Here is a 21,420-nt window from a genome sequence, read left to right as displayed (position 1 = left end):
CCAACAGTTCCTACGAAATAACTATTAGTCCACATACTAGGCATACTAGACTTTAAATGTTGGAAATTTTCTCTTAATACTCTTGAACTAAAACCTTTTAAACCTTTTACTACTTTATGGATTCCAAATTGTGGGTCACATGATATTAATAAATGCACATGGTCTTTGTTTATTTCCATTTCTATTATTTCTGCTCCAAGTTCATCTGCTTTATATGGTATTATCTCTTTTAACATTTTTTCTACTTCGCCAACTAAAACAGGTTTACGATACTTAGGACAAAATATTATATGATATTTACAATCATATGTTATATTTCCGTTAGATTTATACATAAAAACTAACACCTCCTACACATAATCTATCATTCGTAGTGTTAGGTTGCAAGTATTATTCTGACTTTTATTTATATTAAGACCTTGCCTTTCATCCCCACATCTAAAGAAGGGGGCTTTTCGGCAATTTTATTGTAAAACTGTGGAAGAATATGCTTATGAGTATGAATCTTTATACCATCAAATATATCATGCTCTAAGAGAAGCACATAGAACAGTTAGAGCTCAGTATAAATAAATTCTGAGACAGGATTGTATCTAAGTGCATCTTTACAAAATACTAATATATCAATTGGAGATGAGATGCTTTTTGCGTTTTTATTTAATGTATTAAGTATCTCTTTTGCTACATTAAGTTCTTCTAAGCTCAAATTAACATTTGTTGCTTCACTTATTAAAAATTCAATTTTAGATAAATCTACTTTCATTTTCATTCCTCCATATTCCAAATATTTATTTATCAATATACAAATTAAGTATTTCTAATTAATATACCATATTTAATCGCCATATCTTTTACAATAGATATATACCCTTCAATTAATTTCTTATCCTCTGCTATAACATCTAAAAAGTTTGTTTTATCTATTTTTGATTTGGATATACCTTCTTCTCTCATTCTTTTTCTTTTATATGATAAGGCGTAAAACCACTATACCTTTAGGTTAGTGGATGTAAGCCTTATCCCTGATTATGTATATATCTTTCAATAGTTTCCTTAGAAACAGCTCCTATACTACAAGCAAAATATCCATCTGACCAAAAAGTCTTTTCCTTCCAAAAATATTTGTTAAGGTATAATTGATTATTATTAATTCGCCAAATTCTATAAGTTGAAATTTGCTTGAACCATCTTACTATCTCCAATATAGAAACTGTTGGTTTGTATTTAACTAATAGATGCACATGATTTTTATCAACTTCCATTTCAACCATGATTAAATCTTTTTCTTTTGCTACATCACTAAGAATATGTTTAATTTCATCGCCAAATTTAATTAGCAAATTTTTTCTGTATTTACATACAAATATCAGATGTACTAATAACAAATACTTAGAATGATTTCTACTAATATAATCCATGACTCCAATTTAACCCCTTCTTAAAGATATATGGCTTAATTAGTTTTACATTTGGTACTTTTTTGATTTCTTTTAAAGCTATGTATTTACCCTCATTCTGACTACCTTTAACTGTATAAACATTTCCATCATATTTAATCAAGTCATTTGGCTGATACAATGATTTTTGCTTCCTTATTCTTCTTTGACCTTTAGATATTTTCTGACCTCTGAACACTCTAAGATTTTCAGAATTTAAATTCTTGTTTCTAGTCCTTCTTCCACAATTAAGTTCACTTGCGGAAACCTTCTCACCAGTTCTATTATCTATATATTTAGCATCATAGAATTTTTCAAGACTTCTATTATTTAATCTTGACTGTTCAACTTTAAATATTTCTAAATTTCTAACTTGATTAACACCTTTAGCTATAGCAAAAGCATCATTAAAATGACTTTTTTCTATACCATGTTCAATTCTATGATTTTTAGTCAAATAACCATAAGTTGCTTTAATGTTAGTATATTTTTCTTTCAACTGTTCCAATAAGTACCATCTTATCATTGACATAAATGTAGCATCTCTAAAACCTCTGACCTTTTTACCATTTTCACACCAATCATACAAAAATTTACCCTTTTTATGATTAGGAGATGTATGACATTTATTACACAAAGTTATTAAATTACTAGGAGCATCAGAACCACCCTCACTCTTGTACTTAATATGATGAATTTCTAATATCTGTTCTTTACTCTTATTCTTACAATTAGGATTTTGACATTTATGTCCATCTCTGTGAAGCACATATTCCCTTACATTCCAAAAGCCCATTTGTTCTCCCTGTTGATATTCTACTCCAGATATGTCAGGATTTTTAATTTTTTGTATATCAAAGTTGGCAACCTCTATTACTATATTTCTGATAGGCAATATAGAATTAAGATAATCTATAAATTTAAGATGGGTATTCAATTTATGTTGTAAACTTGGTGCTAACCATCCTTGTTTTATTTTTCGATTGTTCCATCTAGGTTTTCTATATCTTAACCTTTGCCTCCTAATTCTTCTATACTGACTTTTTTCTAATAATCTATCTTTCATACCTTGAAGCAATTTTACTTCTCCAACTATTAATTCTTTACTATCTGTTATAGCTGAAAATCCTATATTTAAATATCCACTATCTATCCCCAATGTTATAGTTTGAATATATTCAGTATCTGTCTTATATAATAATTGTATAATAAATGGATTAACTCTTTTAACAGTAGCTTTCTTTTGTTTTAATAATTTTCTAGCCTTTGCATTAGTAGTAGGCATTAATGGTTTTCCTTCAAAATTAATTACATATACCATAGTATAATCCTTTCAGATAATTTAACCTCACCTTACGGTGGTAAGCTCTCTTCGCCAATGTTATGAAAGGTTTTAAATATACCACACTTCACCTGCCATCAGTGATGTTTAATGATATACCGTAGAGTTTAGGACTAGAGAAGTATCCTAAAGTACCTATATATTCTTACATAACGTAGTGTAAACTCAGGCTATTCAACTAGCTTTTACAAGCTACTACCCTTTAGGGTAGTGGCAGTTGACATCATCCCTCCAATTTTTAGGACTTAATGAAATTACCTCTCTAATTCCTTGTATTTCTTCTTTTGTTTCTTTTAATACTTGTTTTAATTGATTTTGTTCAAGTTCTTGTTTTGCTACTGTATCAAATATTCTCTTAAACATTTGTAAATCTGGACTAAGCTTACTAGTATCTAAAGTTTCTTTTATTTTTTGATATTTCTTTTCTACCTCTATTAAGTACTTTCTATATTTCTTTGAATTTTCTCTAAGTTCCTTACTTGCTCTTGGACTTATTCCGGCTATCATACAAATTTCTTTTGCTATTTCTAATTTAATTATGTATTCATCTGTAGGTCTTCCACCTTGTTTAGAGGTTTTACCTTTTAAAAGGTAAAACTCATTTTGACCAGCATCTACATTTCTTAAGTTTGTTTCTATCCAGTCTGAAAATTGTTGTTTAACTCCTAATCCTTCCCAAAGTTCTCTACCATTTACAACCTTAACATCTTCATCAGTTGTATATATTTTGATAATTCCTTTTTCTTCTACTATTTTTAAATCCTCCATTAACTACCTCCATGTTAATATATAAATTCGTATTAACTATTCAATTTTCAAAGTACATTTTAAATTTTTAATTTAACTTATCTTCTTAATACTCTCTACAAATTCTATCAACCATTTTCTACCTATCTCAGTCCATTTTAATTGTGTATCATATTCACTTATTTTAAAATCTGCATATTCAGGTATCATCCATTGATATTCCCTATAAGGCTTCCAACATTTCACTCTACCATTCTTTTTAACTGGATATATTACTTTATTCGTATATAGCAAAACATTTAAGCCTTGTGCTGTCATTCCTAAATCTTTTGCTATGTCTGTAGTAGTAACTAATTTTTCAGGATTTAATACTTTATCATGGTACTGTACCTTTGGCTTCATTTCTTCATTTTCTATTTGTAATTTTTCATTTTCTTTAATTCTAGCTAAAATATGCTCTAATGCCTCTTTATATGTAGTTGGTAATCTAAATTCTTCTTTAATTTTAAAGTAGCTGTTTACTAATTGCCTTTGAACCTTCCATGCTAAATCATCCGTAAATGATTTAACTAGCATTAAGTATCCACTTTCAGTAATAAGCTTCAAACCATTTGGAGCTATTATACCAAAGTATTTTACTGCTTCGTCCGTTTTTAGGATGAAGTAATCCACCCCTTCTACAAAAAATTTTTTATTGTCATTAAATCTCTTTCTAGCTGTACCATCTTTTCTTTCATGTACAAAATCAATCTCTTTAAATGTAATAACTCTACTACCTTTAAATTCTTTTGCTTGTAATTCTTTATCATTTACTAAAATTACATTACTCATTTAATTTCCCCCTTTATATAAATTAATTTTTTTATTCTCTAAAGTGTTTCTTTACTATCTAACTCATCTTAAATGTCTTTCTTTAATACTTCATTTTTTTTGGAATTACAAATTTGTCAGCTGGTTCATCAATTGCTATTAAAATTAATTCAAATTCATCAAAAGATAATTTTCTATCACCATCCAAAGATGATTTTAATTTTGTCCTAGATATTCCAGTCACTTCAGATAGGCTTTTTTCAGATATTTTATTTGCTATTAAATACTTTTTTAATCTCCTTGAAATATCCATATAATACGCCTCCTATAACTTCAATTTTATTGGATTATTTTAATAATATTCCATTTTTACAGGAATGTCAATAAGTTTTTGAATTTTATTCCATTTTACTTGAATTTTTAATTTACAAATTCCATAATTAATGGTATATTTATATTAGGAGGTGTTGAAATATGATAGATAATCAAACTTTAGGTGATAAAATTAAATCAGCACGAAAAAGCAAAGGGTTAAAGCAATCCGAATTATCCAATTTACTTGGAATAAGAAACACTACTGTTAGTAGTTGGGAAAATAATTCAAGTAAACCAGATATTAATATCTTAGAGTTGCTTTGTGGAATATTAGATGTTAGCCCAAATTTTTTTTTTAATACTGATAATAAGGAAAACATTACAATTAAAGAACTTGAGCTTATAAGAAAATATAGATTGCTCGATAATAGAGGTAAAGATACTATTAATTCTTTAATAGATATTCAGTTATCTTCAAGTGACAATTATTCCAAAGAGTAGTTATTTCTACTCTTTGAAATAATTAAAAACATTTAAATTGTTTTATTTATCATATTTCAATACCTTCTAAAAAAAATAACTCACCAGTTATGTATATATGGAGAAATCGTGTACAATAAAATGAATTTAATTAATTTGGAGTAACTTCTTTCAGATAAAAGATAAATCAGCTTGAGTTATAGATTGCTTGGAATAACCTAATTCTATCAACGTGTGCGTCTCATGCACACGTTTCAAATCTACATAATCAATGTTATTTTTAAACCTTTTTAAATTATCAGATATTCTCCTTCTTATGTCAGCATTTCTCATATTATGTATCTCAGATATAGTTTTGTCTGTCATACATTTTTTATCTTCACCAAAACCACCTTCAATAATAGGTATTTCTAAATTCATGAATTTTTGTTTTCCTTTGATATTTAAATCATTCATAATTACATTCACCTTTCCTACTATATAAATTTGCATCTTTATAACATTTTCTATTTACTATAAAGCTTAAAGATAAAAAATACACTAAACTTTGTTCTGTATAGTCTATTTTTTTAAATGATTCAAATAAATTTATTAATTTTTTATCAGTACTATTATACAAACAATACACCTCCTACTTTATTTGCGTTTGTCAATTTTAAAGTTGCGTTATGTATATTTACATTGTAGTACCACATCCTGTATTTGTCAATCATTTTTTTTGCTTTATGCAACTTATCAGGTTCAGTTTATTGACATTGTCAATTTTTCTTAATATACTATATAATAGGAGGTGTAAATATGAATGAAAATTTAAAAGAATTAAGAGTTAAATTAGGTCTCTCGCAAAAAGAATTTGCAGAAAAATTATTAGTAAGTGATACAACTATTTCTAGACTTGAAAAAGGAGAAAGAAAGCTAACAGATAGATTTATATTTCAAATATGTGAAGTTTTTAATGTAAATGAGGACTGGTTGCGAAATGGAAATGGAGAAATGTTTAAAAATATAGATGATATTGAATTAGCAGCAATGATGGGTAAGACATTCTCAAGCAATGATGAATTTTTAAAAAAAGTATTCTTAACATTTGCTGAACTTACTGATGACGAAAGAGAAGTTATACAGAAAGTAATTGATAAACTTAGTAAATAGCCCAATAAGGGCTATTTTAATTTAGATACAAAACTTTTGATTATGAGTAAATAAGATAAATCCATTTTCTCTAGCATTTTAAGTATTTCTTTTGTTACTTGTTTTTTCATTATTATATAACCCCCATATATGCAGTATGAAATAAGTAAAATAATCTAATATCCTTTAATAAACATCCCCTCACCCTATTCCTATTTACAGAACATTCGTTCTTGATAGAAACAAAAAATTTTATCTCAATAATTATTTATAATTAACAATATATCTACTCTATAACAGTAGATTTTCTTGATTAAATGATAAGATTTTTTTAACAGAAATTCAACACTAAAATCACAATTAATGTCAAAATGTTCAAAAATATTAATATTTTTCCTATTTTCCTACACAATAATATTATAACTCTTATCCATATTTTTATTAAGAATATACATTCGATTGTTAAAAACAAATCTTTCTGGTTTACCATAATATTTCACTAAAAACATCAGCTAGTTTCTCTTTAAGTTCTTTTGTCTTTTTAGGAGCTACTTTAATTTTTATTTTATCTCTTGTTAAATAAGCAAAATTGTAATTAAAATTAGTTACCTCTAGTAAATTTATAAGATAGCTCTTATGACATCTAAAAAATATATCCTCTTTCAATTTTTCTTCAAATATATCCATTTTATCATTTATTATATACTCTTCATTCTTAGTAACAACTCTTAGTTTTCTATTCACTATTTCAACAAATAAAATATTATGCTCATCTATTTTTATTATTTGGCTTTTTCTTTTTATTGTAATAATAGCCTCTCTTTTCCTCCAATCAATTGCAAAATCAAGCATAGATTTTTCAAACTCTTTATAATATATTGGTTTTATCATATATCTAAATGCATTTATCTCATAACCTCTAATAGCATACTTATCTGATGCAGTTGCAAAAACTATTCTTACATCTTTATCAAATTTTCTAATATCTTTTGAAATATCAAATCCATTTCTGCCCCCTAAATTTATATCCATTAAAATTAAATCAACTTTATTTGGATATTCTTCTAATAGTTCTTCTCCATTCTTAAACATTAAAATGTCATAATGTTTTATCTTGATTTTAGTTAAAAATATCTTAACAAAATCATAGATGATATCTCTTTGCATATCATCATTTTCACAAATAATTATAATCATTAAATCACTCCTTAAAGTATATAGTCATTGAATATTATATATTTTCGACATATACCTTTTTAGTTTTTTTGTAATTTAATGTATTATAAATAGTTTTTTTATCATTTTATGTATGTAGAATATATTTTTATATTAATATAATTTATTGTTACATAAAAAACTCAGCACTTTAGTTAGCACTGAGTTTTAATAGAATATTTTTAAAGAAGCTCTTAAGAATAGAAAAAATAAATCTAGTATTTATATGTAATTAGATAATTATATTATATATTTTTTATATAGATTTGACACAATTAATATCAATTATTAGTCAAAAAAAATAAGACCAGTCTTATTGGCTGGTTTAGTTATTTTTAGTTTAAAATATGTTCTGACATCTCTTTCAATACAGATTCATAAGATTTACATTGAGTAGCAGCTAATTCTGATAAGGCAAATTTCTGAGCCTTAACTAAAAAATCTTTATCTGTACTACATAATTTCTTTTCAGAGTTTTGTATTACAAGCATTTTAATCAACCTTATTATTTCAAATGTATTTCCTGACTTAAGTTTTTTGTCATACAATTTAAATCTCTCTTTTCTATCCAACACCCATATATCATTGCTCTTATCAATATCTTGAATGAGCTTATTAATTTCACCTTCATTAATAACTCTACGTACACCAATCTTATTAGCATTTTTAACTGGTATAGAAATTTTAAGACTACTATTAAAAATAACCATTAATTCATAATATTTTTGTTCTTGATGGTTTATTTCTTTTGTTACAATATCACTCACATAACATGCTCCTTCTTTTGGATACATTACATTTTCACCAATTTTATACATATATTATACCTCCAGAACTGGACTTTAGATATTGCAACTTAGGTACAATGCTTTTACTATCTAATAATTTATATTATACCATAAATCACTTGACAAGTCAATTTTATTGTATTATAATAATAAGTTTATATATAAATACATGCAATCTTACTATTGGAATATAATAAAACCAGCTCATATTGAACTGGTTTATATTTGTCTATAGTCTTGGTAATTCTTCATTTGTAAATTGCTTTTCTAGCTTGACTTTGCTAATATTTTCATATTCATTAATAATACCATTGTTATTTTTCAATAGAGTTAATATCCCTTTCTGATATTCCATTTGATTAGTAGAATTTTCAACTAACTCTGCCAATCCTTTTAAAACTAAACATATAACTATTCCACTAACTATCACTCCAGCACCAATACCAATCATAATAGGACTATACTGTTCATAAGTATCTGATAGGTAATTATATGGAACTTCTACTTTTTGACACATGATTATTATACCTGCTAATACTTGTATACCTGCCAACAATACTCCCATATTTGATAAACATCTTGCTATGTAATTTTTCATATTTTCTATCCCTCCAAATTAAAATATTTATTTTTATATTTCTTCATTGTATTCTTCATCTATAGTATTGTTTATTCCTCTTATAAAAATTACATTATCTTTTCTTATGCCTACTAAAAAATCATCAATCGGGTCATCAAAATTTATATATTCCACATCTTCTAATCTTTTTATATTATCCAAATTCTGACCTCTACTAGATGTTAAAATATCTCCATTTGAATTAATTCCTACAATAGAAATTCCTTCATGATTATCTATTATTTCAGCAGAAATAATATCCTTCCAATTTTTAATGATTTCATTAAACTTTTCATCTGTGCTTATTATTGTCCCATCTCTTTTAATACCCACTATTCCACATAATCCAATATGTATATCCACTATATCTTTCCAATTCTTAATATCATAAGCACTACCTGATACAACTACTGTGCCATTGTTCTTTATTCCAAATATGCCATAAGACCCACATTTTATCTTTGATATATCTTTCCATTTATCTGTTTCTTTTCTATGATTTAGACTATCATATCCTGTGAGTAATACTTTTCCATCTTTTTTTATTCCTATTACTGTTGTATTTTTCATATACTCAATGGTTGATTTTGTTATTTCTATACTTACTACATCAGACCAATTATTCACATTGCATTGACCATAGTCATTATTTCCAGTAGCAACGACAGTACCATCCTTTTTTAATCCTATAAAAGTTCCACTATCACATTCTATATCTATTATATCTATCCATTTACTAATATTGTCCGAATCTGAATTCCCAAGACCTTTAGAAACAACTGTACCATCTTTTTTTAATCCTATTATTGAGTTATCATATGATGCTATAGATATTATATCTTCCCAACCAGGTATAGAACTACTTTCACCATTCACTTTTCTATGTGTTACTTTTCCATTATTTTTTAACATATATACATTATCTTTTTCTACAGATATTTTTTTATTATATTCATTTTTATACTTTATTTCATCTAAAAAAGCATGCTTATTAATAATATTTTTACCAATAAAAATAATAAAAATTAATAATATACTTATTAATAATATTGATTTTCTTCTATTATTTTTATTTATGTTCTTTAATTTATGTTCTTTATGTCTATTATCTTTTTCAAGTTTTATTTCTATTTCTTTTTTCTTCTTTAGGCTTTTTTTATAAAGAGATTCTAAATAATTTTTATTTATCTTTTTTATTTGCAGTATTTTACTTCTCTTACAATTATCACATTTATTTTTTTCTAATTTATTTATTTTTCCACAACAACAACTCCATGCTTTTTTTTCTATTATATTAGGCATATACTTAATTTCATATTGAAAATCATATTCTTCATAATCTTTTTTAAGCTCTTCTAATAATTCTATATTTAACAATTCTATTTTATCTAATTCAGGTATAATTAAACCTTCTTCTCTTTCATATTTATGAACTTCATTATCTGAAAATACTACTTGTTCTAATACAATATTTATTGCTCTTGTTTTATTATCATTTATTTTTATAGCAATATCATCACCAAGACATTCATGTGGTTTAATGTTTATATCTTGATAAACATATTTTAAATTGTTATCTATTAAATCTCCTGCATCATTAAAACATTCTATTTTAAAATATACAGACTTTATATCCTTATCAGATATATTGCACATTTTTAATTGTAATAATAAATTACCAGTAGCATTATCCTTTGTTATAGCCCCTTTGAGAAGCTCTAACGGCCATTCTGAATGCCAAACATCAAATTCTAGATACTTCAATATCTCAAATCTATCCATCTCCTAATTTCTCCCTCTATATGATTATTTTCCTCAAGACAATTATAGTATACTTATGGGATAATTTGTAAAAATAAAGCAAATAAAAAGCAATAACATATATTTATATAACACTTTGAACGTTATTACTTAATGCAATATATATTTGATATTTTATAATTTTGTAAGATAAGTTTCATAATTATCACTTATTCATTAGTTTAATACAGAAATTACTAATAGCAATTAATACAAAAATTAAATTCAATAATTAGAAAATAAGAAAAAACTATACATCAAAGTAATTACAATGAATATAACAAAATATAAGTTTGAATAAGAATATATTGTAGATGTATTCTTATTTTTTTTTAATAAGTTTCTTATTAATTTATATAATTATATTTTTATAATGGAAAATTAAGTTTTATATACGTATAAAAAACTTTCTATTGTGTATAGAATTTAATGAAAATAAGCATAAAAAATAGAGCCAATAAGAGATTTTACACTCTTTATAGCTCTATTTAAGTATTTTATAATTTGAATACAAACACTAATAGGAGTAGCCAAAATCAAATTTTTTGAACTACTCCATGTATTAAATTGCTATTGCTAAACTTCCATTCTTATTTATACTCTGAACAATCAATGTTCTTATAAATGCACCAGGATTATTTATTTCATTATAATTTGTATCTTCTTCATCAATTGTATATTTATTAAACATATAATCTAGTGCTGCTAAAACTCTGTTAACTCCATACTGCACCGACAATCCAACCAAATCATTTATAATAATATCTTTTTCCACCTCTAATTTGCTTCTTAAATCTTCTTCAAATAAATTATATCTATCTAAATTTATTTGAGATAACACTTTACTATAATTAGAACTTAAAGAGCAACCAGTATCATCGAAGAATTTTGAGATTTGTATTCTAATTGGTTCTGTATATTTCTCTGAGATAGTTTCTTTCGTCTCGTAACGCTTTGTATCTATTGTATCATTACTTATATCAAATAAAGTTTTAGAACTTCTTAAAAAGACTTCTGTACGCTTGTTTGATTTCTTTATGTATTCTGGAAGTATAGAGATAAGATTATCTTTTTTGAATCGTATTCTTTTACCTAACTTACTTCCTTTAGCATCAGCCCAAATTAACTTTTTAATTTCAAGTTTTAACTCATTTACATTTTCAAAACTTAACAAGTGATTTAAAGTATCCAATGACATAGTCAAGTAACCTTTTCCACCATCTTCTTTTTTAAGATGATTTTTGTACTCTTCATCTATGACTATATCGAATTTACCTCTTTTTATTTCTGTGGAATAAACTAATCCAACTTGTAATAATACATTATGATTATGTCTAGCTGTAACAACAGAAACATTGCATATATCAGCTATATTTCTGAATGATACTGATTTTCTAACATAATTTTTATTAGATACTATAAAGTGATATGCTAAATACTGTTTTATAGCACTCTTACTTAAAGCAATACATCTATTTCTATTAGTTACAATCTCTATTGTACCTAGTTCTGTTTCCTTTTCTGTAACATAAGAAAACTCTGATATAGTTTTTAATTTGGGACAATTTGAACAGAATTCATTTAATTTATTACTGTCAAAAGAAGGATTATTTTTTATTACACAAGAATTACAAGCAGAATAATCTATTTTTTCTACTTTTCTTATAGAAGTTTTAAAAACATCTAATATATCTTTTAGTTTTGACTTTGATATTCTAGCAACTGGTTTTAATTCTTGCATTTTATAATCCTCCTTTCTATATATGATTATTATAATCCTAATGAGGTATAAAGTAAATAAATACCTCTACATATTAATAAATATTATTTTTTATATCCTGTATAGTCCTAGTGCTACAATTCCATTTTGTTGCACACTTTCTTAAACTTATGCCATTATCTAAATCTTTTTTTATATTTTTAATATCTTCTAGGTTAAATCTTTTAGGTTTTTTGCCTTGTGTAACCACATAATACTGCTTGTCCTTTAGGTCAATATATTTTATATTAGAGTTATCTAATTCATTTATATTCTTTTTTTCTACAAGTACGAATTCTTTATCTTTATATTTAATACTCATAATTTTCTCCTTTGAAAAATCAATAATTTCAGAAGTACGGAGCTGGTATAGCCATTCTTTGGATAAAACTTTTTTACTTAGACTTATATTACCCAAAAGTTAGTTTTATGTCTATGTTTCAGAAGTACGGAGCTGGTATAGCCATTCTTGTCAAACATAGTAATTGCAATAGGTTTTCAGAAGTACGGAGCTGGTATAGCCATTTTGCTGAACATCACTATTTTCAAGGAATACAAAGACAGTTTTTTGTGGTAAATGGAGATAATTAGAAATAAAAAAAATTTTTCGACATGATTTTCAAGCAAAAAAAGGCTATTTTTTGAGAAGTACGGAGCTGGTATAGCCTTTTTGCTTTTTTAAAAAACCAATAATTTCAGAAGTACGGAGCTGGTATAGCCTTTTTGCTTTTTTTATTTATCAACTATATAATCTGGTAAGGATAAGATAGTATTATTTATAAGTAATTTTCTTTTTTCGACATCTTCATAGAAGAAAACATCAAAATGTGATAATCCTCTTTTATAATCTTTTATTATAAACTGGTTTTCTTTTATTTCATTAAAACCAGCTTCAAGATAATCCATATTTTGTTTAAGTGTTTTTTTATTACTTAAGTGGACATCAAATTTTATGTCTTCTATATTATATCTAAAGCTTTTATTTCTAATATTCTCACCAGAGGAGATTAAAGTATATCTTTTCCCTTCTAAAAAATAAGCTAGATTAATAGATTGTACAAGTGTTAACTTTTTCAACTCATTTTTATACATTATATCTGTATTCACTTTTTCAACTTCTTTTATTAAAGACTTTGTAACTTCTATAAATTCTCTATCATTTTCATCCTTTGAAATCATTACCCTTGAAAATAAGTTGAAACTCATTTCAGATTTAAGTTCTCCAGTGTCTTTGACTTGATTTACATAGAAAGTATAATAAGGTAACTTTAATAATCTATTTTTTATATTAGTGTAATTATTCTTACCATCAGAAAGACCTAAATATTTAATTAAGTCACCAAGATAAAATGCAAAAGAGTGCATATGACTATAAGTATATACGAATCTTATTATTTCTAAGTCTTGTTTATCTAAATATATTTTAGGCAATGCTTTTTTTTCTGTTTCTTGATTTATAAGCTCAAGTTTTAAATTTTCAACAACATCATCTAAAGATTGATGAAATGAAAATTCATAAGAAAAATTAGTTTGTACTCCTAAGAAACTTTTAGCCTGATAATCCTCTGATAAATAAGAATCTTTATTTCTCTTAACATTTATATGAGTATGCTTTTTACCTTTTGTTATAGGTAAGAATATACCAGGTGCTAAATGTGGAGGAGTTTTGATTTCTATTTTGTTAATATCAAAATCATATTCATTCTTTAAAATTTCTGTTATACAAATAAGAACATCATGAGTAAAAGCAGAAGTTATTTTACTTTCACTTAATTCCTGTAAATATGGATAATCACATATATTGTATGTGTTATTAGAAGCCCATTTTTCTAAAAAGTCTTTTCTTGTATCTAATAACTCTTCTGGTGTTTCCACTCCAGCACTTATGATTCTCCCAGTTTTTATATATTCATTTTTAACAGTATCTAATTCATTTTTTAAATATTTTTTACTTTTTTTTCCTAATGAATCAAGAGCCATTTTAGCCCATCTTTGTTTCAACTTCCATGAAGACATATTTTCATAACTTCTTAGTTTTTTAACTTCTGTGCTTGAGTATATAGATTTGAATTTATCATAAATTATTTTATATAGGAATTCTTCAAATTTTAAACTTATTTCTTCAGCAGACATACCCTTTAATCTAAAAATTTCAAAATATTTTCTTGTTATCATTTTAAATCTATCATTATCATATATAATATGATAGATTAAATTTATTTTATTTAAATCTTTTTGTTCATTACTTATGTTTTCTTTAATATCTTTACTCATAAGGTTACTCCTTAATATATTTTTGCTTATAAATAGATAGAACTTCTTGTATTTTGAAGTTTAAATTGTTATCCTCCTTAAACTCTTTCAAGCTTTTATTAGTCCAATATCCAGATTGAGTATATTTTTTTTCCTTTAGCTGCATTTGATGCATAATACCAGAAATTTTTAAATTAGTGAAATTCAACTGTACTTTATTATCTAAATAATCATTAATAATAAGTAATCTTTTGCGAATTGTTGAATATCCCATCTCTTTTAATCCATTTCCATATCTAGCATCTGGTTTAGTTTTAATTAAGTATTCAGAATTAGAATTAAATAGATAAAATTCAGCAGCATTACTGCCTTGCTCCAAATATTGTTTATACTCTTTTTGTTCTAATGTATCTTTTGTAAAATCAAATAAGAACTTGTCCAGCCTAAACTCTGTATCCTTTAACTTTATTAATCTTTTTTCTAAATCTATGTCTTTTATTTTTATACCCCTTATGTCTTCAGCATCTTTACCAATAAGTCCACAAAAAGCTGCATAAATTATAAACTTATCTTGTGCGTTAGTTAACTTACTACATACCTTAAGGACTTCATCTTGTGTTAGGTATTTTGATAAATCAAATTCAGCGACTAAATTTTTTGGTTTAGAAAAGTGAATATCGTAATTTAAAGTTTTAAATATCTTATTAATTTTAAAAATTATAGCCATTATAGCATTGTATGTTTTATTTTGATTCATATCTTTTACAATTTTTTCTTTATCATTACCTACTATTTCAACAATATAGTCATTTCCATTCTCAATAAGCTTTCCTTCTTTAGCAAACCAAAATATTAAAACTTTATAAACTTTGAGTATGCCAATCCTTGTTTTTTCATCTTCATTTTGTAATAGCTCTGATAATACATTTTCATTTTTTAAATTATAATTCATAAATTCAAACATCCTTTTTTTAATTATATATATATTATAACATTTACCTTCTCCGTTTTAAATAGAAAATAAAAAAATAACCTCAAAATAATGAGGTTATTTAAATTAAAACTACGATTTTATTGTCATTTTTATTTATCATACTTCTTTATGTATTCTAATAATGCCATGCTCATCAAATCAGACTTATTAAACTCTCTGAATTTTTCACAAAATTCATCAAATAAATTCCATGCATCTTTATTCAACCTAACTGTAGTCCTTATAGCATCTTTTGAAGGTAAATCAATTTTAATACCATCCTGTACAACCTCTATTACATTTGTATCTTCTTTGTTCTCAAACCAATTTAATACATCTTGTATTTTATCATAGTCTTTTGCTAAAGAGATTATATTATTTTTAAATTGGTTGTCAATTACTACGTTATGATTGTTGTCATCTTCTATTGTCATATTAAATATATTATCATTATTACTTTGTGATTTACTATTTACTACCTTTGTCATACTATTGTCACCAATAAATATATACTCATCATTTATACGCTTATAACCTCTTTTAGTGAGATATTTTCTTATACTACTTTCAGACACACCAAGCTCTATGGCAACTTTAGTTAAGCTCTTACTATTATTTAACTTACTATTAATATATTCAACTATATATGTTATATCATTGTTTTTTAAATCATTCCAAGTCATGTAATCACCTCTAAGACAAGTATACTATATGAGATTACGATTGTCATACTATGTTCATCTTTTAATTCCATCTTTTATCTACATATATTTCTAAACTATATCATTTTTTTACAATATTATATCTATTAAACAGTATATAATTAAACTCGATACAATTAAAATAAGCCAAGCAACAAAACTTTCTTTCTTGCTTTTAAACATATTTAAGAAGTTCAAAGCTTTCTTAAATGTTGATATAGATAGTCTTATAATTACACAAATTGCTAATGAAACAAATAACGTTTTAAGCATCTTTTCTCCTTCTAAAATGGTTATTTTAATCACTATTAACTAATTTGATGATATTCTCTCCAATTAAAATTATCACCTTCTTTTTTAAGCCACCAATAGTCTTCATGTGAACAACCATGACATTTTTTACATATCTCCCAAGGGTCATAGAAATCTAATCCAAGACCTTCCAAGATACTATTCAATCCATGTCTCTCTTCTGGCATAACTCTATCCCCTATAAAATCTCTTATATTTTTATCATTAGGCTGATAATCTAGTCTCAAATCTGTGTAATCATATAACAGTGGTGGCAAATAATTTATATTATCTACTGTATCATACAATTTAAAACTAAATTTATCTTTGTCTTCATCATAAATAAAATCGCCTATAGAAATATCTTTAAACATTAGTATATATTTGTCTAACATAATTTAACCTCTCTTTAATTAAAATATATAATTTGAAATATCATTTTTTCTAAAATTGAAAGATATTTAGACATACTATCCACATTATCTTTCTTCATTTTTGCTCCTATTAGCATCATAAAATTTAAGTTGCATTTCCTTAAGAGCTTTAGCCACTTTTAAGCGTCTAATGACCTGTTCTTTTTCTGGTGATTCAATATCTAAATAATTATAATTATCTTTATTACTAGATATAATATTTTCAAATAAATCCAAATTACTTTCGACATACATGATAAAACACTTTTTTTCATAATCATTTTCAAATAAAAGGACTACTTCCATAAATTTTTTATAGGCATAAACTGCTTCATAGCTGTCCATGTTAATAAGATATCTATGTAAATCATATGAAATATCGTCTTTTACAAAATATTTAAAGAAATCGGTATTACGATGATATTTATCTTGACTTATAGTTCCCCACTCTGGTATTACTGTAATATATCTACCGCCATCCAGTGATACAGTTTGATTATCATATAATTTTGTTCCAAAGTAATTAACACTAATAGTTCCATAGATTACATTAGTATCTGTCATATTATAAGCATAGAATTCCGATGAACATCTACAGTTATCATCAATATTCCTCACCAGAGTATATTCGGGATTTTGTATGTAATAGCTAAAATTTTCTGTAACTTTCCATTTATTCTTTTTTGATAGAATATATCTTAATTTTTCAAATGGTGTCAAGTGAATACCAAATCTCTTTTTCCATAAATATTCAACATGATTACTGTCAGCACTTTTATCTATATCTGTATTAGTGTCTCCAACGCGTGTGTAAATATAATTTGCTCTGACAGTACGATTATTATCTTTATAGTCCTTTGTAAGATAATAAGGCGTTTCTAAGGTGTTGTAGACAATTAGGACATCAACAGAATGTTGATATATATTCAAAGTTACTAGATTAATTTTAGGTCTAGTATCATTAGAAAATGACTTACTTTTCAAAAAATCAATAATGTTTTGCTGGTTTTTTCTAAGTTCATCTTTTTCAACACCAATTATATTAAATGTTTTATCCTGTATACCAAAAATAATATAACCATCATGATTACTTCTGTTGTTTGCCATGCAAATAATATCATGTAATAAATCTGCTTTATTCTTATGATAACACTGCTTGAAGTCCCAATAATCATCTTCTCTTTGACTGTCAACAAGAGATATAATTTCATCTTCTAAATCTGCTATGTTCATTAAATCACGTCCTTTTCTCATAGTATAAAGATAATTATAACATTCATTTTAATCAATAAAAAAGACGTTTCTATCTTCCAGAAGAAAAATAGCAAACGCCTATATAAATTTATAAAATAAAAATCATTTCACGATAAATGTGATAACTGTTCATTATTCAGATTTTACTTGATTTATACAGTCCTCTCCTAGAATTAAAAATTCCATAAATCTTTATTTTTTTCTTTGTAGTCATCTAAACTTTCAAAATATTGCTCTAAAGGTTTATAATATTCATTATGACAACCTTTTAAAGCCTGTCTATAATCATCTACAGTATTACTCGATATTATAATCAATTTCAAATTATTCTCAAGTATTTGTTTAAGTAATATAAATCTTCCTATTCTTCCATTACCATCTTGAAAAGGATGAATGATTTCAAATCTATAATGAAATTCTGCTAAGTCTTTTAATGTAATATCTTTTAAATTATTATACCACTCAATAAGTTCTAACATCTTTGGTTCCACTTCAAATGGTTGGGCTAATACACTATTAGTTCCTATTATTCTATTTGGTATTTTTTTGTATATACCAGATAGCCCCATATTATGAATATTTGAATTATACATAAGTTGACCATGTAAATCTTTTATGTACTTTTCAGTTAAGTATTCACCCAATGTATCTATTACAGTTTCAAATACATAGCTTGAATTTACTGTTGTTATAACATCATCTAAAGTATGGTCGCCCTTTACAATGTTGTGTTCAATTAAATCTTGTAAACTTTCACTTGTGAATGTGCTTCCTTCTATTTTATTTGAATGAAATAAAAAGTTATGTCTTAAGTCTTTATACAAAGAGTTTGGTATGTTTTTAGTATATTTTAATTTTTCTATAAATTTATTTTCAATCAATATATTCATCTCCATTTTTAAATTTATTTTATATTACTAATATTAACAAAATGTATTATCTTTTACACTATCTTTTGAACTTTATTTGTTGGTAATGATAATTAATTGAGAAAAGAATGTTATCATAATTCTCTTCTCAATTATTTAGTTATATTGTAAAACCTTTAAATTTACCAGCTTTAATAATGAATGACAATCCCATTGTATGCCATCTAAAAGCATCATATAGACTTATAGTATGTATATCTTTTATATAATATATCATAATAATCTCCAATCATTATTCTTATATATTTTTAACTTTTTGAAACATATATATTTCATTACTTAAATCATAATTAGGTTCCCAATTTTCTATGAATTTAATTGCATTGTCATAGTTCTTTTTAGCAGTGTTTTTATAGCTATTAACACCAAATTTTTTTCTATAATCTTTCCATAGTGAAAAGTATACTCTTTTTCTTAATTTAGCATCTTCATAAGCTGAAAAATTTAAACATTGATATACTTGTATTACCCTTCTATTTACCAAACTTCTAATAGTTTCTTGTTGATTGTAGTCTATGGTAGAAAAATCATATAGGACATTAACTTTTTCTTCTAACTCCTGTTGACCAGACTCAAGTTCTGCCTGTCTTTGTTCTAGTTTGATTATAACTTTTAACTCTGGAGATAAGTTTTCAAAAGGGTCATTTAACTTTTTTTTCATAGTAAAGTATTCATCCATTATTTTATCATGTATTTCCCAAGCTAAATCAGTATCCATTATTTTAATTAATTTTGAGTAACCTCTTTCAGATAATAAAAATATATTATCAGCTTGAGTTATAGATTGCTTGGAATAACCTAATTCTATCAACGTGTCCGTTTCAAGGACACGTTTAATATCTATATAATCTATGTCATCTTTGAATCTTTTTATATTGTCTTTTATTCTCTCCCTTATTTTTCTATTAGGTTGATTATGTATTTCAGATATAGTCTTATCCGTCATACATTTTTTATCTTCACCAAAACCACCCTCTATAACTGGTATTTCTAAATTCATAAACTTTTGTTTTCCTTTGATTTTTAATTCATTCACTTTTTCCATCTCCCTTTTTAAATTATTGAATGTAGTTATTATAAGTTTTCAAATAGTAACTACATTTTTTATGTTAAATTACAATTTAATTAAAAATTGACATAATAACTTTGTATTTATTAAATGAATCCCTTTTTACATTCAGTAGACATTGTTATGTCTAGTAACGTTCTCGCTTCTTGTCATTATTTACCATATTCTTCAAAATATCTAAATTATCATATATATATCTAATACCATTTAAAAATTGAGTTTGTTGTTTTATATATCTTCTTATATCTCTACTCTTTGGATATTTGACCAATAAGTCCTTAAATTTTTCAATCATTTCATTTCTTGCATCAATATCATTTTCTATGTATTCCAATTGATTTAATATAGATAACTTATCATTATTATTCATTTGTGCCACCTCCAGTTGACAAGGAATAATAATATTCTATATAAGTATTAATACAATTTTTTAAATCAATTTTATTATCTAATGTTAAATACCAGTCACCCATACAAGAAGGATAAAAGTAATATTTATTATCCTGTTTTATATAAACAATTGAACTTCCATCATTTAGAAACACTTTAATGTTTCCATTGTCATTTAACTTATTAACCACATATACATTACTTGAATGATTTACATTGCTTGATAACTCTTTGTAAGTTGCAACTGCGTTATCTAAATCTTCTTTATTGTCAAAGCTATAGTTCCAGTCACCTAAACATACAGGATAGAAATTATAAACTTTTTCTTTAGTATCATATAGAATTATACTTTCATCTTCTAAAACTTCTACAACTCTATCTGTAGGCTCTACATAAAAATTATCTAATTCAGCAGCCTTAACTTCCGTTACTCCTGTAACTCCTACAATAATTAAACCTAACAACATTCCCATAACTGTATTTTTAAATTTCATTTTTATACCCTCCTAGTTTATAATTATGACTTCGTACAAGCCTATATAAGCTGTTTGAAAATCATCTTAATGTATTTATGCCTTTAAATTTTTGTACTCTTTAAAATCTCTTTATCAAATAAATATCATTATCAATTAATCTATAGTAATATGCATATAATAATAGAGATTTGATAATTTAAATATCTTATTAAAATTAATATTTTAAATG

Annotated in this window: 29 protein-coding genes; 3 read left to right on the top strand and 26 right to left on the bottom strand. The window is 25.3% G+C overall.

The features are described 5' to 3' along the window. From tnpA (KGF46_RS14045) to KGF46_RS14010, 8 genes are all read right to left on the bottom strand, one after another. Window positions 1-335 (bottom strand): IS200/IS605 family transposase (gene tnpA, locus KGF46_RS14045; RefSeq protein WP_227854983.1); only part of this gene is annotated, 335 nt, incomplete at its 3' end. 218 nt (window positions 336-553) lie between these two features. After that, window positions 554-763 (bottom strand): hypothetical protein, encoded by a 210-nt coding sequence (locus KGF46_RS14040; protein ID WP_077709634.1) that lies wholly within the window; start codon window positions 761-763, stop codon window positions 554-556. 44 nt (window positions 764-807) lie between these two features. Then, window positions 808-954 (bottom strand): hypothetical protein, encoded by a 147-nt coding sequence (locus KGF46_RS14035; protein WP_227830499.1) that lies wholly within the window; start codon window positions 952-954, stop codon window positions 808-810. Window positions 955-1,016: 62 nt separating this feature from the next. Further along, on the bottom strand, window positions 1,017-1,418 hold the full coding sequence (gene tnpA / locus KGF46_RS14030) for an IS200/IS605 family transposase (protein WP_227830498.1): 402 nt from the start codon (window positions 1,416-1,418) through the stop codon (window positions 1,017-1,019). Next, window positions 1,405-2,757 (bottom strand): RNA-guided endonuclease IscB, encoded by a 1,353-nt coding sequence (gene iscB / locus KGF46_RS14025; RefSeq protein ID WP_227862090.1) that lies wholly within the window; start codon window positions 2,755-2,757, stop codon window positions 1,405-1,407. The genes tnpA (KGF46_RS14030) and iscB overlap by 14 nt, the downstream gene beginning before the upstream one ends. A gap of 216 nt (window positions 2,758-2,973) precedes the next feature. After that, window positions 2,974-3,546: an antA/AntB antirepressor family protein gene (locus KGF46_RS14020; protein WP_227862089.1), complete on the bottom strand. Its 573-nt coding sequence runs from the start codon at window positions 3,544-3,546 to the stop codon at window positions 2,974-2,976. 72 nt (window positions 3,547-3,618) lie between these two features. Then, entirely contained in the window at window positions 3,619-4,356 is a 738-nt protein-coding gene (locus KGF46_RS14015; RefSeq protein WP_227862088.1) for a phage antirepressor KilAC domain-containing protein, read from the bottom strand. Between the two features lie 82 nt (window positions 4,357-4,438). Continuing rightward, complete coding sequence (locus KGF46_RS14010) at window positions 4,439-4,648, bottom strand: HTH domain-containing protein (RefSeq protein WP_227850671.1); 210 nt, start codon at window positions 4,646-4,648, stop codon at window positions 4,439-4,441. Between the two features lie 161 nt (window positions 4,649-4,809). Here KGF46_RS14010 and KGF46_RS14005 point away from each other — a divergent pair, with 161 nt between their 5' ends. Further along, window positions 4,810-5,151, top strand: coding sequence for a helix-turn-helix domain-containing protein (locus KGF46_RS14005; RefSeq protein WP_227850672.1), 342 nt, complete (start codon window positions 4,810-4,812; stop codon window positions 5,149-5,151). A gap of 150 nt (window positions 5,152-5,301) precedes the next feature. On the opposite strand, the gene KGF46_RS14000 is transcribed toward KGF46_RS14005, so the two are convergent. Together KGF46_RS14000 and KGF46_RS13995 are read right to left on the bottom strand one after the other, a co-directional pair. After that, window positions 5,302-5,586, bottom strand: a complete 285-nt coding sequence (locus KGF46_RS14000) for a hypothetical protein (RefSeq protein WP_227850673.1) — start codon at window positions 5,584-5,586, stop codon at window positions 5,302-5,304. Beyond that, window positions 5,579-5,749 carry a hypothetical protein gene (locus KGF46_RS13995; RefSeq protein WP_227838699.1) on the bottom strand — a complete coding sequence of 57 codons (171 nt, stop codon included), beginning with the start codon at window positions 5,747-5,749 and terminating at the stop codon, window positions 5,579-5,581. The genes KGF46_RS14000 and KGF46_RS13995 overlap by 8 nt, the downstream gene beginning before the upstream one ends. 179 nt (window positions 5,750-5,928) lie before the next feature. Here KGF46_RS13995 and KGF46_RS13990 point away from each other — a divergent pair, with 179 nt between their 5' ends. Beyond that, window positions 5,929-6,282: a helix-turn-helix domain-containing protein gene (locus KGF46_RS13990; RefSeq protein ID WP_227838698.1), complete on the top strand. Its 354-nt coding sequence runs from the start codon at window positions 5,929-5,931 to the stop codon at window positions 6,280-6,282. Window positions 6,283-6,744: 462 nt separating this feature from the next. Here the strand turns inward: KGF46_RS13990 and KGF46_RS13985 are convergent, their stop codons facing one another. From KGF46_RS13985 to KGF46_RS13960, 6 genes are all read right to left on the bottom strand, one after another. Beyond that, window positions 6,745-7,458 (bottom strand): LytR/AlgR family response regulator transcription factor, encoded by a 714-nt coding sequence (locus KGF46_RS13985; protein ID WP_227829035.1) that lies wholly within the window; start codon window positions 7,456-7,458, stop codon window positions 6,745-6,747. A gap of 353 nt (window positions 7,459-7,811) precedes the next feature. Then, window positions 7,812-8,294 carry a CarD family transcriptional regulator gene (locus tag KGF46_RS13980; protein WP_227829034.1) on the bottom strand — a complete coding sequence of 161 codons (483 nt, stop codon included), beginning with the start codon at window positions 8,292-8,294 and terminating at the stop codon, window positions 7,812-7,814. 199 nt (window positions 8,295-8,493) lie between these two features. After that, the gene (locus KGF46_RS13975) at window positions 8,494-8,862 is read right to left on the bottom strand and encodes a hypothetical protein (protein WP_227862087.1); all 369 of its coding nucleotides are present in this window, start codon (window positions 8,860-8,862) and stop codon (window positions 8,494-8,496) included. Between the two features lie 33 nt (window positions 8,863-8,895). Beyond that, window positions 8,896-10,665 (bottom strand): RCC1-like domain-containing protein, encoded by a 1,770-nt coding sequence (locus KGF46_RS13970; RefSeq protein ID WP_227862086.1) that lies wholly within the window; start codon window positions 10,663-10,665, stop codon window positions 8,896-8,898. Window positions 10,666-11,245: 580 nt separating this feature from the next. Beyond that, a complete protein-coding gene (locus KGF46_RS13965) occupies window positions 11,246-12,424 on the bottom strand; it encodes a hypothetical protein (RefSeq protein WP_227862085.1) in 1,179 nt (392 codons plus the stop codon). A gap of 73 nt (window positions 12,425-12,497) precedes the next feature. Then, window positions 12,498-12,764, bottom strand: coding sequence for a hypothetical protein (locus tag KGF46_RS13960; protein WP_021425130.1), 267 nt, complete (start codon window positions 12,762-12,764; stop codon window positions 12,498-12,500). A gap of 107 nt (window positions 12,765-12,871) precedes the next feature. Between KGF46_RS13960 and KGF46_RS13955 the strand changes: the two genes are divergently transcribed. After that, on the top strand, window positions 12,872-13,033 hold the full coding sequence (locus KGF46_RS13955; RefSeq protein ID WP_207650816.1) for a hypothetical protein: 162 nt from the start codon (window positions 12,872-12,874) through the stop codon (window positions 13,031-13,033). Window positions 13,034-13,174: 141 nt separating this feature from the next. On the opposite strand, the gene KGF46_RS13950 is transcribed toward KGF46_RS13955, so the two are convergent. From KGF46_RS13950 to KGF46_RS13905, 10 genes are all read right to left on the bottom strand, one after another. After that, a complete protein-coding gene (locus KGF46_RS13950) occupies window positions 13,175-14,716 on the bottom strand; it encodes a hypothetical protein (RefSeq protein ID WP_227862084.1) in 1,542 nt (513 codons plus the stop codon). Between the two features lie 4 nt (window positions 14,717-14,720). Beyond that, window positions 14,721-15,647 carry a hypothetical protein gene (locus KGF46_RS13945; protein ID WP_227862083.1) on the bottom strand — a complete coding sequence of 309 codons (927 nt, stop codon included), beginning with the start codon at window positions 15,645-15,647 and terminating at the stop codon, window positions 14,721-14,723. A 131-nt stretch (window positions 15,648-15,778) separates the two neighbouring features. Beyond that, window positions 15,779-16,351, bottom strand: a complete 573-nt coding sequence (locus KGF46_RS13940; protein WP_227862082.1) for an integrase — start codon at window positions 16,349-16,351, stop codon at window positions 15,779-15,781. Between the two features lie 108 nt (window positions 16,352-16,459). After that, window positions 16,460-16,642, bottom strand: coding sequence for a hypothetical protein (locus tag KGF46_RS13935; protein ID WP_227850677.1), 183 nt, complete (start codon window positions 16,640-16,642; stop codon window positions 16,460-16,462). A gap of 35 nt (window positions 16,643-16,677) precedes the next feature. Next, window positions 16,678-17,055, bottom strand: a complete 378-nt coding sequence (locus KGF46_RS13930) for a hypothetical protein (RefSeq protein ID WP_227862081.1) — start codon at window positions 17,053-17,055, stop codon at window positions 16,678-16,680. A gap of 84 nt (window positions 17,056-17,139) precedes the next feature. Beyond that, complete coding sequence (locus tag KGF46_RS13925) at window positions 17,140-18,306, bottom strand: ATP-binding protein (RefSeq protein WP_227862080.1); 1,167 nt, start codon at window positions 18,304-18,306, stop codon at window positions 17,140-17,142. A 194-nt stretch (window positions 18,307-18,500) separates the two neighbouring features. Then, window positions 18,501-19,208: a Fic family protein gene (locus tag KGF46_RS13920; RefSeq protein WP_255640462.1), complete on the bottom strand. Its 708-nt coding sequence runs from the start codon at window positions 19,206-19,208 to the stop codon at window positions 18,501-18,503. A 286-nt stretch (window positions 19,209-19,494) separates the two neighbouring features. Then, on the bottom strand, window positions 19,495-20,292 hold the full coding sequence (locus KGF46_RS13915) for an ORF6C domain-containing protein (RefSeq protein WP_227862079.1): 798 nt from the start codon (window positions 20,290-20,292) through the stop codon (window positions 19,495-19,497). 160 nt (window positions 20,293-20,452) lie between these two features. After that, window positions 20,453-20,695 carry a hypothetical protein gene (locus KGF46_RS13910; protein WP_227829020.1) on the bottom strand — a complete coding sequence of 81 codons (243 nt, stop codon included), beginning with the start codon at window positions 20,693-20,695 and terminating at the stop codon, window positions 20,453-20,455. Beyond that, entirely contained in the window at window positions 20,688-21,209 is a 522-nt protein-coding gene (locus tag KGF46_RS13905) for a hypothetical protein (protein WP_227829019.1), read from the bottom strand. Before KGF46_RS13905 ends, KGF46_RS13910 begins: the two co-directional genes overlap by 8 nt. Window positions 21,210-21,420: the final 211 nt, after the last annotated feature.

It is taken from the genome of Clostridioides sp. ZZV14-6153, assembly GCF_020657855.1.
In the GTDB taxonomy this organism is placed as follows: domain Bacteria; phylum Bacillota; class Clostridia; order Peptostreptococcales; family Peptostreptococcaceae; genus Clostridioides.
The sequence above is the reverse complement of the archived record's forward strand: the minus strand, read 5'-3'. Positions and strand labels throughout refer to the sequence as shown.

Bases quoted from the DNA above. Each gene is read 5' to 3' on its own strand.
- KGF46_RS13905 (WP_227829019.1), bottom strand. From the start codon at position 21,209: ATGAAATTTAAAAATACAGTTATGGGAATGTTGTTAGGTTTAATTATT.
- KGF46_RS13925 (WP_227862080.1), bottom strand. From the start codon at position 18,306: ATGAACATAGCAGATTTAGAAGATGAAATTATATCTCTTGTTGACAGT.
- KGF46_RS13910 (WP_227829020.1), bottom strand. From the start codon at position 20,695: ATGAATAATAATGATAAGTTATCTATATTAAATCAATTGGAATACATA.
- KGF46_RS13940 (WP_227862082.1), bottom strand. From the start codon at position 16,351: ATGACTTGGAATGATTTAAAAAACAATGATATAACATATATAGTTGAA.
- KGF46_RS13965 (WP_227862085.1), bottom strand. From the start codon at position 12,424: ATGCAAGAATTAAAACCAGTTGCTAGAATATCAAAGTCAAAACTAAAA.
- KGF46_RS13980 (WP_227829034.1), bottom strand. From the start codon at position 8,294: ATGTATAAAATTGGTGAAAATGTAATGTATCCAAAAGAAGGAGCATGT.
- KGF46_RS14005 (WP_227850672.1), top strand. From the start codon at position 4,810: ATGATAGATAATCAAACTTTAGGTGATAAAATTAAATCAGCACGAAAA.
- iscB (WP_227862090.1), bottom strand. From the start codon at position 2,757: ATGGTATATGTAATTAATTTTGAAGGAAAACCATTAATGCCTACTACT.
- KGF46_RS13935 (WP_227850677.1), bottom strand. From the start codon at position 16,642: ATGCTTAAAACGTTATTTGTTTCATTAGCAATTTGTGTAATTATAAGA.
- KGF46_RS14015 (WP_227862088.1), bottom strand. From the start codon at position 4,356: ATGAGTAATGTAATTTTAGTAAATGATAAAGAATTACAAGCAAAAGAA.
- KGF46_RS14000 (WP_227850673.1), bottom strand. From the start codon at position 5,586: ATGAATGATTTAAATATCAAAGGAAAACAAAAATTCATGAATTTAGAA.
- KGF46_RS13975 (WP_227862087.1), bottom strand. From the start codon at position 8,862: ATGAAAAATTACATAGCAAGATGTTTATCAAATATGGGAGTATTGTTG.
- KGF46_RS14035 (WP_227830499.1), bottom strand. From the start codon at position 954: ATGAGAGAAGAAGGTATATCCAAATCAAAAATAGATAAAACAAACTTT.
- KGF46_RS13950 (WP_227862084.1), bottom strand. From the start codon at position 14,716: ATGAGTAAAGATATTAAAGAAAACATAAGTAATGAACAAAAAGATTTA.
- KGF46_RS13985 (WP_227829035.1), bottom strand. From the start codon at position 7,458: ATGATTATAATTATTTGTGAAAATGATGATATGCAAAGAGATATCATC.
- KGF46_RS13960 (WP_021425130.1), bottom strand. From the start codon at position 12,764: ATGAGTATTAAATATAAAGATAAAGAATTCGTACTTGTAGAAAAAAAG.
- KGF46_RS14040 (WP_077709634.1), bottom strand. From the start codon at position 763: ATGAAAGTAGATTTATCTAAAATTGAATTTTTAATAAGTGAAGCAACA.
- KGF46_RS13955 (WP_207650816.1), top strand. From the start codon at position 12,872: ATGTCTATGTTTCAGAAGTACGGAGCTGGTATAGCCATTCTTGTCAAA.
- tnpA (WP_227830498.1), bottom strand. From the start codon at position 1,418: ATGGATTATATTAGTAGAAATCATTCTAAGTATTTGTTATTAGTACAT.
- KGF46_RS13930 (WP_227862081.1), bottom strand. From the start codon at position 17,055: ATGTTAGACAAATATATACTAATGTTTAAAGATATTTCTATAGGCGAT.
- KGF46_RS13970 (WP_227862086.1), bottom strand. From the start codon at position 10,665: ATGGATAGATTTGAGATATTGAAGTATCTAGAATTTGATGTTTGGCAT.
- KGF46_RS13945 (WP_227862083.1), bottom strand. From the start codon at position 15,647: ATGAATTATAATTTAAAAAATGAAAATGTATTATCAGAGCTATTACAA.
- KGF46_RS13990 (WP_227838698.1), top strand. From the start codon at position 5,929: ATGAATGAAAATTTAAAAGAATTAAGAGTTAAATTAGGTCTCTCGCAA.
- KGF46_RS14020 (WP_227862089.1), bottom strand. From the start codon at position 3,546: ATGGAGGATTTAAAAATAGTAGAAGAAAAAGGAATTATCAAAATATAT.
- KGF46_RS14010 (WP_227850671.1), bottom strand. From the start codon at position 4,648: ATGGATATTTCAAGGAGATTAAAAAAGTATTTAATAGCAAATAAAATA.